This window comes from Polyangium sp. 15x6, assembly GCF_029960785.1.
Lineage (GTDB): Bacteria > Myxococcota_A > Polyangia > Polyangiales > Polyangiaceae > Polyangium.
In genome coordinates this window covers 38,322-50,761 of sequence record NZ_JASBQE010000015.1, presented here as the reverse complement: position 1 = coordinate 50,761, position 12,440 = coordinate 38,322, and the positions used below count along the sequence as shown (strand labels likewise).

Below are 12,440 nucleotides of genomic sequence, written 5' to 3'. Positions count from 1 at the left end.
TCGACCCGTCTTCGCCCGATATCGGACTCCCGATCCCGCGTTCGACCCTTCCTCGACGAAACAACGGTTCCCTGAATCGCCTCGCGACCCGTCTTTTGTGCGGAAGGCCTTTGCCAAATCCGCCGCCGGAGGGTCGCCTGCGAAAAAAAGGGAGGCCGAACCGGCGCCAGACCGGTCCGCGGCGCGCCGAGGGGAGGCGCGGTCCGGAAAGGAAGGGTCGTGACGCCGCTGAGCCTTCCGTTTTTTGGGAAGGAAGGGTCGGGCGACAAAAAACGGAACCGTTGTTCCGGCGAGGAAGGGTCGTCCGGCGGTTCGACCTTCCGATATCGGCGCGAGACGGGTCGGGGCGTGAGTTTGGTTACCTCACCACGAACGGATCCCGGTCCGCCCCGCTCACGAACACCGAGAGGCCCGGCAGCGACCCGGCGATTCGCTCCCGGATGCGCGGCAGGACGGCTCGCTCGCTGTTCGAGTGCAGCGCGCACACCACCGTCATGCCGAGCTTCGCTGCTCGCAGCGCGTCGTGGTGCCTCATCTCGCCCGTCAGGTAGAGCTCTGCCCCCTGACCGAGCGCGTCCTCCACCATCGCCCCCGCCGCCCCCGCGCTCGCTGCCACCGTGCGCACCATTCCTGTCGTCGGACCTGCCACGAGCAGCGCCTCGATCCCGAGACCTCGCTTGATTCGCTCGAACAGCTCCTCCCGCGACGCCTCCGCTTCCAGCGCGCCGATGCGCCCGAGCCCGAGCGATTCTCCTTCCGGCGCCGGACCGAATTTCGCGCCCGGCGCGCGCATCGGACGGCGCGCGGGCAGACCGCGGCCGAGGCCGAGGAGGTCGGCCAGGAAATCGTTCGTCCCGCCCTCGGCCACGTCGAGCGCCGTGTGCGGCGAGTAAATGGCGATCCCGTCCCGGATCGCCTCGAAGATCGGCCCCGGCGAAACCACCCGCTTCATCGCCTCGAAGATCGGCGGGTGGTACGAATACACGAGATCCACGCCCTTCTCGCGCGCCTCGGCCGCCACGCCGGGCGTGTAATCGATGCAGAGCAGCGCCGCGCGAATCTCCGCCGCCGGGTCGCCCACGAGCAGGCCCACGTTGTCCCAGCCCTCGGCGAGCCGGAGCGGAGCGATCGATTCGAACACGGCGAGCACGTCGGACAGGCGCATGATCTCCGCTCTTATCACAAAGCCCGCCCACGCCGCGCCCTTTTGCGCTACCAGAGGGCCATGCCTGCGGCGCACCCTGCGCGTATCGTCGTCTACGCCTCCGATCACGGCTTCGGCCACGCCGCCCGCATGCTCGCGCTCGCGGCCCGCCTCGCCGAGGACCGCGTCCCCGTCACGCTCTGCGCCGGCGCCGCCGCGCCCATGATCCGCGCCGCCTTGCCCTTCCTCGCCGCGCCCGTCGACCTCGCCGCGGCCTCGCTGGATCCCGGCCTCGCCCCGCGCGCGGGCGCCCTCGACTTCGACCTCGACCGCTCCCGCGAGGCCCTCGCCGCGTGGCGCGCCGAGCTCCCCCGCCTCGTCGCGGCCGAGGCCGAGCGCCTCGTGTCCCTCGGCGCCGCGCTCGTGGTCGCCGACGCCCCCGCCGCCGCGCTCCTCGCCGCCGAACGCGCAGGCATTCCCGCCGTCGTTTGCTCGAACTTCACGTGGCTCGACATGTATGCCGGCCGATTCGGCGCCGACGTCGACGACATCCTCGCCGATGCGTACGCCCGCGCGTGCCTCGGGTATCGCCTCCGCCTCGGCGCCATGCCCCTCGCGGGCCTCTCCGCCATTCAGGATACGGACGGCGTCCTCGCCCGACGCCCGCGCCGGGATCGCGCGGCCATCCGCCGCGAGCTCGGCGTCTCCGACGGCGACCTTCTCCTCGGCCTCGGCCTCGGCGGCAGCCTCGACGCCGTCCTGTACGACGTCCTCTCGGCCTCCGCGCCGGCCTCCGGCGTGCGGCTCCTCGCGCCCTCCCACGCCCCGGATTCGCGGCCGCGCGGCCCCCTCGTCCATTTCCCCGCAATCACGCCCGACCCGCAGAGTTATTTCGGCGCCTGCGACCTCGTCCTCGCCAAGGCCGGTTATTCGACGCTCGCCGAGGCCGCCATTGCCGGCGTGCCGCTCGCCGTCTTCCCGCTGCTCGGCAGCCCCGAGTCGGTGCGCCTCGCCCACGACGTCGAGGCGCTCGGCCTCGGTGTCCGGCTCACCGACGAAGCGCACGCGCGCGCCGCGTTATCACGCCCCGAGGTCCTCCTCGACGCTGCGCGTCGTGCTTGTCGTGGCCCTTTGCCCGACGCGGCGCCGGCGCTTGCCGCAGCGCTCCGCGGCCTTTTGCCCTGAGGACGTACCAAAAGGGGGTTTTCATCGGCGCCATCTGCGTGTAAACTTGGACCATTCTTCGCGAAGCGGGAGGACTCTTCCATGGGATACGACATTGCGCAGGTGGCCCGGAACTACGAGCGGATGCAAGGCCGCGAGATCTCCTACGCCGAGATGAAGTGCAACCAGTTCGTCGTCGCCGTGCTGCGGGCCTCGGTGAACCCGAAGTTTCCGTACATGCTGGCGAACGACTTCGGGAGTTCGCCCTACTTCCAGAAGGTGACCGAGCCCCAGGCCGGTGACCTCGTCCACTGGCCGGGGCACATCGGTATCGTGCTCGATCCGGATCAGGGCACGTTCATCGGCTCGCAGACCTCGACGGGTGTGGCCGAGGCGAACTACAAGAAGGGCTACTGGAACGGCTCGTACGGCGGCAAGAAGCCGGACGCGTTCCTGCGCTACACCGGCTTCTGATCCCTGCATGACGCGCCCCGAACTCGACGCCGATCTCCGCCAGGTGATAGGCGATCTCCGCGCGGGGCGCCCCGTCTCCGATCGCGCCTTCGATCAGCTCTTCCCCGAGCCCATCCGGCGCGTCTCGTCACGCTTCTGGACGCCGCTCGTCGTCGCCCGCAAGGTGAGCCGCCTCCTCGCCGAGGAAGGCGGCCCCGTGCTCGACGTCGGCGCCGGCGTGGGCAAGCTCTGCCTCACGGGCGCCCTCACGACCGACGCGGTGTTCCATGGCATCGAGCATCGCGCGGCCCTCGTCGAGACCGCGATGGAGGTGATCGACGCGCTCGGGCTCGCGGGCCGGGCCGAGGTGCGTCGAGGCACGCTCGACGACATCGATTGGGATGTGTACCGAGCCTATTACTTCTGCAATCCTTTCGAGGAGAACATCTTCCCCGAGGCGAGGCGGCTCGACGACGCCATTCCGCTGACCGAGGATCGTTTTCGCGAGGACACGGCGCGGGTGGAGGCGGCGCTCGACGCGGCGCCCGTGGGCACGCGGATCGTGACGTTCCACGGGCTCGGGGCGCGGGTGCCGGCGACGTACCGGAAATACCCCGAGCGGACGGCGGGGACGGCATTCCTCAATTTGTGGATCAAGGTCGATGCCGGGAGCGCGGGCGGCGAGGGGACGTTCGACGGGTGGATCGCGGGGCGGTGAGGATGCTCGCTCGTTTCCCCGAGAACGACTGACGAAACGCGTCGCCGTCGCAGAATGCGACAGCGCCGCGAAACACGGCACCCGCGCGCGTCGCGTCGTCACGTATCGGCGGACGTTCGGCGGGGATCGATGTGGCGCACCGTTTGCAGTCGGGCGGAGCGGAATGGCGCAACGCACATGGAGCGCGGCGTGGGACGTTTCGGTCGGCGGAGAAGACCTGCGGCGCCGCGAGCCGCTGCGCGTCTTCCTCGCCGAGGACGACCTGGAGGTGCGTCGTCTCCTCGCGCACGCGCTGCGCAAGGACGGGCATACGGTGATCGAGTTCGAGAGCGGCACGCAGCTCCTCGAACGTTTGCGCGTGCTCTCGCGGGACGCGCCCGAAGACAGCCTCCCGGACGTCATCGTCTCGGATATCCGCATGCCCGGCAAGAGCGGGCTCGACGTGCTCACCTCCCTGCGCGAGGTCGGGTGGCGCACGCCCTGTGTGCTGACCACGGCGTTCGGTGACGCGGCGACGCACGCGCGCGCGCGCGCCGCGGGCGCCTTCGCGGTGTTCGACAAACCCTTCGATGTCGACGATCTGCGCACGGTCGTGCTCAACGCCGGCCGGCACCCGGGCGCCGTGGGCCCGACATCCGGATGAATTCCCTGTCCCTTTCGGAGGTACGCCGATGCGAAAGCAACTCCGTTTCATTCGGAGGGCGTGCGCGTGGTGTTCGCCGTGGGCAGCGGCAAGGACACGGATCTCGTGGCGTCGAAATGGGTATCCCGCGTGCAGCCCCGATGGCCGTATCCTGGCGTTCTTTTCGACGCGCAGCTCCGGCGAAGGGCCCGGGCTCTACCTCATGCGCCTCGATGGTGGGCGGCCGAAGCGAATCTCGACGCTGCTCGGCGATTCGCTACGATGGGAGCCGCGAAAGCCCGGAAGCGTGATCGAGGTCGACGCGAAGGTACCATGAAAGACGAGGGTATGAAGAAGAGGATTGTCAGGGCGATCTTGTTGGGAGCGCTCGCTGTGCTCGGCGGCGCGTGTGCGGAGGGGACGCCCCCCGACGGCGGAGGGGGAAACGGCGGCCAGGGCGGGGGGGCGTCCTGCCGGAAACCCGACGATTGCCCGGCCCCGGCGAACCCTTGCGTGACAGCCACTTGCGACGACGGCGCCTGCGGCACCTCGCCCAAGCCGGCCGGCACGCCCGCGCCCGAGCAGCAGCCGGGCGATTGCGTGGTGCAGCAATGCGACGGCGCCGGAAGTGTGGTCCCGGTTCACGAGGACAGCGACGTGCCGGTCGACGGCAATGCGTGTACGAAGGACATCTGCACGAGCGGCATCGGTGCGAACCCGCCCGTCCCGTCGGGCACGGCCTGCGACGACGCCGGATCGATCTGCGACGGCAAGGGCGCGTGCGTCGAATGCCTCACCGTCACCGATTGCCCGGGGCAGGATACCCCGTGCCAGACCCGCGTGTGCGCGATGGGGGTGTGCGGCGTCGAGTATGCGGCTGCGGGCACGCCCCTTCCTTCCCAGATGGCCGGCGATTGCGTGCAGACGATCTGCGACGGCTCCGGCGGGACTTCTTCCGAGGTCGACGACGGCGACGTGCCCGTCGACGGCAATGGTTGCACGTCCGACGTCTGCACGTCCGGCGCGCCTTCCAATCCGCCGCTCGCCGCCGACACGGCGTGCAACCAGGATGGAGGCAAGATCTGCAACGGCGGCGGCCTGTGCGTCCAGTGCAATACCGGCGCACAATGTCCGAGCGGCGTCTGCGCGAGCGGCGTGTGCAAGGCGGCGAGCTGCGCCGACGGCGTGAAGAATGGCTCCGAGACGGATGTCGATTGCGGCGGCGCGGGTTGTTCCGGCTGCGGGGTGGGCGAGAGCTGTCTCGCGCCGGCGGATTGCAAGAGCGGCCTCTGCGCTGCCGGCCTCTGCGAGCCTCCGGCCGTGGTCGGCACGTCGCCCGAGGACGCCGCGACCGGCATTCCGGTGACCTCCACGGTGGCGGTCACGTTCGGTGGGGCCATGGATCCGACGTCGCTCACCGCGCAGACCACGGTCGGACCTTGCGCCGGCACGGTCCAGCTCTCGACCGATGGATTCGTCACCTGCCTCGGCTTCGCCTCTGCCTCGCCCGTGATGTCGGGCAATGGCGCCGTGGCCACGTGGACCCCGTCGCCGGCGCTCTCGTATGGCACGACGTACCGCGTCCGCGTCACCACGGCGGCCAAGGGCGCCGACGGTACGGCGCTCGCGGCGGTGTACACGTCGAGCGTCGGCTTCGGCACCGTCGCGCCGCCGTCCTCTGCGCCCTGCGCGAGCACGGTGGTGATCAGCCAGATTTATGGCGGAGGCGGAAACGCCGGCGCCACGTACAAGAACGATTTCGTCGAGCTCCACAACCGCGGCAACACCTCGGTGAGCCTCGCCGGCTGGTCGGTGCAATACGGGAGCGCAGCCGGGACGACGTGGCTCGTGACGAACCTGAGCGGCACCATCGCGCCCGGCGGTTATTTCCTGATCCAGCAAGCCGGCGGCGCGAATGGCGCGGCATTGCCGATGTCCGACGCGACGGGCACCACGAACATGAGCGCCTCGGCCGGCAAGGTCGCGCTGGTCAACACCACCACGGCGCTCAGCGGCGGCTGCCCCAGCGGCGCAAAGATCATGGACTTCGTGGGGTATGGAAGCACGGCGAACTGCGTCGAGGGGAGCGGCGCGGCGCCCGGAGCGTCGAGCGCCGCGCAATCGATCCAACGCCTCTCCGGCGCGTGCGCCGACACCGACAACAACAAGGCCGACTTCGCGGCGACCTCGGTCGCGCCGCGCAATTCGGCGAGCATGGTGAGCGCGTGCGCCTGCGCGGGCGACATCACGGCCAACGAATCGGATCAGGCGTACGAGATCGATTCCTGCCATGTGCAATCCCCGGCCTCGATGACGGTATCCGCGTCGGCGATGACGCCCGTCATTTACGGTCGGGTCTACGAGGCGGGCGTGACCGAGGCCGCCGGGGCGAGCGCTACGTTGAAGGCCGAGGTGGGCTTCGGCCCGGCCAGCATCAATCCCACCACCCAGAGCGGCTGGCAGTTCTTCCCGGCCACCTACGACACGCAGATCGGCAACGACGACGAATACAAGGCCTCGTTCCTCGCGCCCGCCGTTTCGGGCTCGTACCGGTACGCCTACCGGGTGAGCCTCGACGGGACGAAGTGGACCTATTGTGATCTGAACGGCGCAGGCTCGAATGCAGGGCTCTTCTTCGAGGTGACCCAGCTTCCGACGCTCACGGTTACGCCATGATGACGCCCGTTTCGCGGCGGGCCCGTCGGCCATCCCGAGGGCGCGCTCGTGGTACGGTCCCTCGGTGAAGCTCGCCCGCAAGCTCGCCATCGCCCTCATCCTGGGCGTATTCGCGGTTGTCGCCGTGCACGCCTACTTCCGCGTGCGACGGCTGATCGCGCTCTTCGAGACGGATATCCGCCACGACTCGCACGCCTATGGCCGCGCCCTCGCCGGGGCCGTCGCTGCGGTGGTCCACGCCGACGGGCGCGAGCGGGCCCGCGCCATCGTGGAGCTCGCCAACCAGCGCGAGAACCACGTGCGCATCCGCTGGGTCTCCCTCGACGTGCCCGCGGAGAGCCCCGACGCCCCCGCTGCGCCCCGCGCCGAGCTCGATTCCGTCGCGAGGGGCGAAGAGCTCGTGCTCAGGCTCCCACACCTCGACGACGTTCACGAAGAGTACCTCGTCACGTTCGTGCCCGTCGTCGCGGAGGGCGGAGGATCCCTCGGCGCCATCGAGCTCGCGGAGTCCTTGGCGGGCGAGAAGCGATACGTGCGGACGGCCCTCTTCAACACGTTCCTCGCCAACCTCGCGGTCGCGCTCGTGTGCGGACTCATTGCCACGGGCCTCGGCGTATGGTTCGTCGGCCGGCCGATGCAGAGCCTCATCGCGCAGGCGCGCCGCGTCGGCGCGGGTGATCTCTCCGCGCGCCTCGCGTTGTCCCAGCGCGACGAGATCGGCCAGCTCGCCCACGAGATGAACCTCATGTGCGACCGCCTCGCCGAGGCCAACGCGCGCGCGGCGCGGGAGACGGAGGCGCGCATCGCCGCGCTCGGGCAGCTCCGCCATGCCGATCGCCTCGCGACCGTGGGCAAGCTGGCGGCGGGCATCGCGCACGAGCTCGGGGCGCCGCTCCAGGTCATCTCGGGTCGCGCGCGTATGCTCTGCGAGGACGGGGCGAGCCCCGACGAGGTCGAGAGGGACGCGCGCATCATCGCCGAGCAGACCGATCGCATCATCCGCATCGTGCGCCAGCTCCTCGATTTCGCGCGCCGACGCGGCGTCGAGAAATCGCGCGTCGACCTCCACGGCGTCACGCGGCGCACCGTGTCGCTGCTCGGGCCGCTCGCGGATAAGCGGAACGTGTCGATCGAGGTCGTGGCGGGCGAAGCGCCCATCGAGGCGGACGCCGACCCCGCGCAGATCCAGCAAGCGCTCACCAATCTCGTGGTCAATGGCATCCAAGCCATGAAGGCGGGCGGAAAGCTCTGCGTGGAGGTCCACGAAGAGCGCGCGGCGCCCCCCGGTGACATCGGCGGGGACGTTGCCACGTATGCCTGCATCGAGGTCCGCGACGAGGGCGAGGGGATGTCGCCCGACATCGTGGCCCATATATTCGAACCTTTCTTCACGACCAAGGACGTGGGCGAGGGGACCGGGCTCGGGCTCTCCGTTTCGTATGGCATCGTGCGCGAGCACGAGGGGTTCATCCGTGTCGACAGCGAGGTGGGCAAAGGCAGCCGGTTTCGCGTATATTTGCCCTTGTGCGGCCGAGCATCCCCGGGCGTGTCCTGATCATCGACGACGAGCCCGAGGTCTGCGCACTGCTCGACGCGGGGCTCAAAAAGCGCGGGTTCGTCACGTCGTACCGCACGAGCGGCGAGGAGGGGCTCGAACGGCTCGCGGCCGAGGATTTCGATGTGGTCGTGGCCGACCTCCAGATGAAGGGCATGACCGGTCTCGCGCTCTGTGAGCGGATCGTGGGGACGCGGCCCGACGTGCCCGTCATCGTCATCACCGCGTTCGGCAGCCTGGACACCGCGATCGCGGCCATTCGCGCGGGCGCGTACGATTTTCTCCCCAAACCCTTCGAGCTCGAAGTGCTGCGCATCGCGGTGGAGCGGGCCGTGCGGCACCGGGCGCTGCGCGACGAGGTGAAGCGGCTGCGGCACGCGGCGGCGGAGGCGCGCGAATTCGAGGAGATGGTCGGGGCGAGCGCGGCGATGAAGCGGGCGACCGACATGCTCGAACGGGTGGCCGATCTCGACACCTCGGTGCTGATCACGGGCGAGAGCGGCACGGGCAAGGAGCTCGCGGCGCGCGCCCTGCACCGGCGCAGCGCGCGGCGGGGCGGGCCGTTCGTCGCGATCAACTGCGCGGCGATGCCCGAGGCGCTGCTCGAGAGCGAGCTCTTCGGCCACGTCCGCGGCGCCTTCACGGACGCGCGCGTGGCGCGCACGGGCCTCTTCCAGAAGGCGCACGGGGGGACGCTTTTCCTCGACGAGATCGGCGACATGCCGCTCGGCCTGCAGCCGAAGCTCCTTCGGGTCTTGCAGGAGCGGGTCGTGCGGCCCGTCGGCGGCGATGACGAGGTGGCCGTGGACGTGCGTATCGTGTCGGCGACGAACCGCGATCTCGAGGCCGCCGTGGAGGACCGCCGATTCCGGGAGGACCTGTATTACCGTATTCACGTCGTCCAGGTGGAGATGCCGCCGCTGCGCTCGCGTGGCACGGACATCCTGTTCCTGGCGCAGAGGTTCGTGGAGAAGTTCGCCGCAGCGACCGGGCGGCGCGTCACCGGCCTGTCGCCTGCGGCGGCCGACAAACTCATGAGTTATGCGTGGCCGGGCAATGTCCGCGAGCTCTCGAATTGCATCGAGCGCGCCGTCGCGCTCGCCACGTACGAGCAGATCGGCGCGGAGGATCTGCCCGAGAAGATTCGCAACCACGAGGCCAAGCACGTCGTGGTTGCCACGGACGATCCCGCGGAGCTCCTGCCGCTCGAAGAGGTGGAGCGCCGGTACATTCTGCGGGTCCTCGAGGCGGTGCGCGGCAACAAGACGCGCGCGGCGGAGCTCCTGAAGCTCGATCGCGCCACGCTTTATCGCAAGCTCGCTCGGTACGGCAGCGGTGATTGAGGCGACTCCGCCCGCAGAAGGGTCATCCCCGCCGCGCGAGCGCCCATGCGACGCCTGCCTGCATCGTCGACAGCGTGACGATCCCGTCCAGACGGGCATCCATTTCGATCATGGCCTGCGCCATGGCGGCCTTGACGCCGGTGAGCACCACGCGCGCGCCGAGCAGCCGCACGGCTCCGGCGGCGTCGACGAGCAGGCGCACCACCTCGTGGTCGATCATGGTGACACCTGTCACGTCGAGCAGCACCACGGCGGCCTGGCGCTCCGAGACGCCGTGGAGGAGGGAATCGAGCGCCTGGGCGGCGCGCGCGCCGTCGATGCGGCCGATGAGGGGCATCGCGAGGACCCGGTCGGCGAGCGGCAAGAGCGGCGCGCCGAGCTCGCGCAACGTGATGGCTTGCGCGCGTCGTTCCTCCTCCAGGCGCTCGGCGCGGCGCACGCCCGTGACGTCCCAGTAGATGCCCATCGAGCCGGAGATCGCGCCTTCCGCGTCCCGCACGGGCACCTTCTTGACCTCCACGTAACGCGAGCCCTCGGTGGCGGGCGCCTGATGCTCCTCGACGCCCTGCCATGTCTCGCCCGTCTCGACCACGCGCCGGTCGTCGGCGTCGTATTTTTCCGCGAGCTCGCGCGGGTAATAATCGAACACCGTCTTGCCGAGGGCGCCCTCGAGCCCGGTGCCGACGCTCTCGAGCAGCGCCGCGTTGGCCCAGACGCAGCGCCCTTCGCGGTCCTTGTGATAAAGGCTCAGCGGCAGCTCGTCGGCGAGCGCGCGGAAAAAACGCAGCTCGTCCTCGAGCGCCCGCACCTTCGCTTCGAGCGTGCGTACGAGCGCGTGGTCCTCCCCGGACTCATCGAGCGTCTCTTCGGAACGGATCATGGTCTTCTACCCGACGTCCATGTCGCACGCGTGTGTCCAGATTGGAAGACAAAACGGTGACGCGGGGGGGACCGACGCGCTCCGGGAGCATCCCGGGCTCGCGGGAAAGGATGGAGCTCGGTCGGCATCGGAGCATTGACGAAGGAGAGGACATACCAATGGATCCCATTCGCCCCCGACACCTGCGTCCCGGTGATACCGTCGCCGTCGTTTCGCCCTCCTGGGGCGGGCCGGCTCTGTTTCCCCACGTCTTCGAGCGAGGCCTCGCCGTCTTGCGCGAGGACTTCGGCCTCCGCGTGCGGGAGATGAAGACCGCCCGCATGACCCCGGCGGCCCTCCAGGCCGACCCTCGGGCCCGCGCGGCCGACCTCCATCACGCCTTCGCCGACCCCGAAATCGCCGCGATCCTCGCCTCCATCGGCGGCGAGGATTCGGTCCGCGTCCTGCCCTACCTCGACGGGGAGATCCTCCGGACGAACCCCAAGATCCTGATGGGTTTTTCCGATACCACCACACTGCTCACATTCGCCAACCAGCTCGGCCTCGTCACCTTCCACGGCCCATCGGTCATGGCCGGCTTTGCCCAGCTCCGCGCCTTGCCGCCCGCCTGCGCCGCGCACCTGCGTGAAATACTCTTCTCGGCCGCCCCGGCCTGCACCTATCGACCTTATGGCGCGTATGTCGAAGGTTATCCCGACTGGAACGACCCCGCGCATGTCGGCCTCGTCGAGCCCCTCCGCGACGATCCGGGCGGCTTTCGCCGGCTCCAGGGCACGAGCCCGGCCCTGGGGCGGCTCTTCGGCGGCTGCATCGAGGTCCTGGAGATGATGAAAGGCACGTCCTTCTGGCCCGAGCCTGCCTTCTGGACGGGGCGTATCCTCCTGTTCGAGACCTCCGAGGAGGTGCCGCCTCCGGCGCGCGTGGGGTATTTCCTGCGTAACTACGGGATGCAGGGCATCTTCGATCGGGTGGCGGGGATCGTCTTCGGGCGGGCCCGGGGCTACACGCCCGAGCAGAAGCGCGAGCTCGAAGAGCGAATCGTCTCGATCGTCGCGGGTGAATTTGGCCGGACCGACATCCCGATCGTCACGAACGTCGATTTCGGCCACACGGATCCGCAGCTCGTCATGCCTCTCGGCGTGCTCGCGGAGCTCGACCCGGCGGGGCCGTCGTTACGGCTCGTCGAGCCCGCGTGCGCCCCGAGGTGATGCGTCGATGGGCTTCAGCCCGCCGCGGCCTTTTGCAGGGCGGCGATGTCGAGCTTCTTCATCCCGAGCATGGCCATCGTGGCCCTTCGCGCTCGGTTCGGGTCGGGATCCGAGAGCAGCTCGACGAGCTGCTTCGGCACCACCTGCCAGGACACCCCGAAGCGGTCGCGAAGCCAGCCGCATTGCTGGGCCTTCTCGTCACCGCCCTCGGTGAGGCGGTTCCAGTAGTGGTCCACCTCTTCCTGGTTCTCGCAATGCACGACGAACGAGATCGCCCCGCTGAACGTGAACTGCGGGCCGCCGTTGATGGCGGTGAAGTCCTGCCCGTCGAGCTGGAAGCCCATGGTCATGACCGACCCTTCCGCCCGGCCGGACTGCTGCGCGGCCTCCTTGCTGTACCGGGTGGCCATCATGATCCGGGAGTTCGGGAAGATCGACGTGTAGAACTTCACCGCCTCCTCGGCCTGCGTGTCGAACCAGAGGAACGGCGTGATGCGCTGAAACCTGTTTTGCATGGTCTTTTCTCGCTGTTCTCGCCAACGTGACGGAGGAACCACGGGAGCGGCCGGGTTCGTCGAGAGCGTACGACAACTCCCCGCGGAGGTGCTTCACGTCCTTGGACCCCGGGCCGAGGAAAAACTCATCGGTCCCCCGAGACAAAATCCTGCACCTCGGAA

General features: G+C 69.4%; 11 protein-coding genes. 8 read left to right on the top strand and 3 right to left on the bottom strand.

From position 1 onward, the window contains the following. Positions 1-358: 358 nt before the first annotated feature. Positions 359-1,165, bottom strand: a complete 807-nt coding sequence (locus QHF83_RS13535) for a Nif3-like dinuclear metal center hexameric protein (protein WP_282418227.1) — start codon at positions 1,163-1,165, stop codon at positions 359-361. Positions 1,166-1,225: 60 nt separating this feature from the next. Between QHF83_RS13535 and QHF83_RS13530 the strand changes: the two genes are divergently transcribed. The 7 genes from QHF83_RS13530 (at position 1,226) to QHF83_RS13500 (ending at position 9,675) form a co-directional block, all read left to right on the top strand. Continuing rightward, positions 1,226-2,329 carry a hypothetical protein gene (locus tag QHF83_RS13530; protein WP_282418226.1) on the top strand — a complete coding sequence of 368 codons (1,104 nt, stop codon included), beginning with the start codon at positions 1,226-1,228 and terminating at the stop codon, positions 2,327-2,329. 81 nt (positions 2,330-2,410) lie between these two features. Continuing rightward, positions 2,411-2,782, top strand: coding sequence for an NlpC/P60 family protein (locus QHF83_RS13525; protein ID WP_282418225.1), 372 nt, complete (start codon positions 2,411-2,413; stop codon positions 2,780-2,782). 7 nt (positions 2,783-2,789) lie between these two features. After that, entirely contained in the window at positions 2,790-3,479 is a 690-nt protein-coding gene (locus QHF83_RS13520) for a hypothetical protein (protein WP_282418224.1), read from the top strand. A 163-nt stretch (positions 3,480-3,642) separates the two neighbouring features. Next, a complete protein-coding gene (locus tag QHF83_RS13515) occupies positions 3,643-4,122 on the top strand; it encodes a response regulator (protein ID WP_282418223.1) in 480 nt (159 codons plus the stop codon). A 492-nt stretch (positions 4,123-4,614) separates the two neighbouring features. After that, positions 4,615-6,777 (top strand): lamin tail domain-containing protein, encoded by a 2,163-nt coding sequence (locus tag QHF83_RS13510; protein ID WP_282418222.1) that lies wholly within the window; start codon positions 4,615-4,617, stop codon positions 6,775-6,777. A 64-nt stretch (positions 6,778-6,841) separates the two neighbouring features. Continuing rightward, complete coding sequence (locus tag QHF83_RS13505) at positions 6,842-8,332, top strand: ATP-binding protein (protein WP_282418221.1); 1,491 nt, start codon at positions 6,842-6,844, stop codon at positions 8,330-8,332. Beyond that, positions 8,314-9,675, top strand: coding sequence for a sigma-54 dependent transcriptional regulator (locus QHF83_RS13500; RefSeq protein ID WP_348980445.1), 1,362 nt, complete (start codon positions 8,314-8,316; stop codon positions 9,673-9,675). Before QHF83_RS13505 ends, QHF83_RS13500 begins: the two co-directional genes overlap by 19 nt. 22 nt (positions 9,676-9,697) lie before the next feature. Here the strand turns inward: QHF83_RS13500 and QHF83_RS13495 are convergent, their stop codons facing one another. Next, the gene (locus tag QHF83_RS13495; protein WP_282418219.1) at positions 9,698-10,555 is read right to left on the bottom strand and encodes a PAS domain-containing protein; all 858 of its coding nucleotides are present in this window, start codon (positions 10,553-10,555) and stop codon (positions 9,698-9,700) included. 158 nt (positions 10,556-10,713) lie between these two features. Between QHF83_RS13495 and QHF83_RS13490 the strand changes: the two genes are divergently transcribed. After that, positions 10,714-11,763: a S66 peptidase family protein gene (locus tag QHF83_RS13490; RefSeq protein WP_282418218.1), complete on the top strand. Its 1,050-nt coding sequence runs from the start codon at positions 10,714-10,716 to the stop codon at positions 11,761-11,763. A gap of 14 nt (positions 11,764-11,777) precedes the next feature. Here QHF83_RS13490 and QHF83_RS13485 read toward each other — a convergent pair whose 3' ends face one another. Continuing rightward, on the bottom strand, positions 11,778-12,278 hold the full coding sequence (locus tag QHF83_RS13485) for a VOC family protein (RefSeq protein ID WP_282418217.1): 501 nt from the start codon (positions 12,276-12,278) through the stop codon (positions 11,778-11,780). Positions 12,279-12,440: the final 162 nt, after the last annotated feature.

What these genes read in the sequence shown, in the direction of transcription:
- QHF83_RS13535 (WP_282418227.1), bottom strand. Translation starts at nt 1,165, where the DNA reads ATGCGCCTGTCCGACGTGCTCGCCGTGTTCGAATCGATCGCTCCGCTC.
- QHF83_RS13485 (WP_282418217.1), bottom strand. Translation starts at nt 12,278, where the DNA reads ATGCAAAACAGGTTTCAGCGCATCACGCCGTTCCTCTGGTTCGACACG.
- QHF83_RS13530 (WP_282418226.1), top strand. Translation starts at nt 1,226, where the DNA reads ATGCCTGCGGCGCACCCTGCGCGTATCGTCGTCTACGCCTCCGATCAC.
- QHF83_RS13515 (WP_282418223.1), top strand. Translation starts at nt 3,643, where the DNA reads ATGGCGCAACGCACATGGAGCGCGGCGTGGGACGTTTCGGTCGGCGGA.
- QHF83_RS13525 (WP_282418225.1), top strand. Translation starts at nt 2,411, where the DNA reads ATGGGATACGACATTGCGCAGGTGGCCCGGAACTACGAGCGGATGCAA.
- QHF83_RS13490 (WP_282418218.1), top strand. Translation starts at nt 10,714, where the DNA reads ATGGATCCCATTCGCCCCCGACACCTGCGTCCCGGTGATACCGTCGCC.
- QHF83_RS13520 (WP_282418224.1), top strand. Translation starts at nt 2,790, where the DNA reads ATGACGCGCCCCGAACTCGACGCCGATCTCCGCCAGGTGATAGGCGAT.
- QHF83_RS13495 (WP_282418219.1), bottom strand. Translation starts at nt 10,555, where the DNA reads ATGATCCGTTCCGAAGAGACGCTCGATGAGTCCGGGGAGGACCACGCG.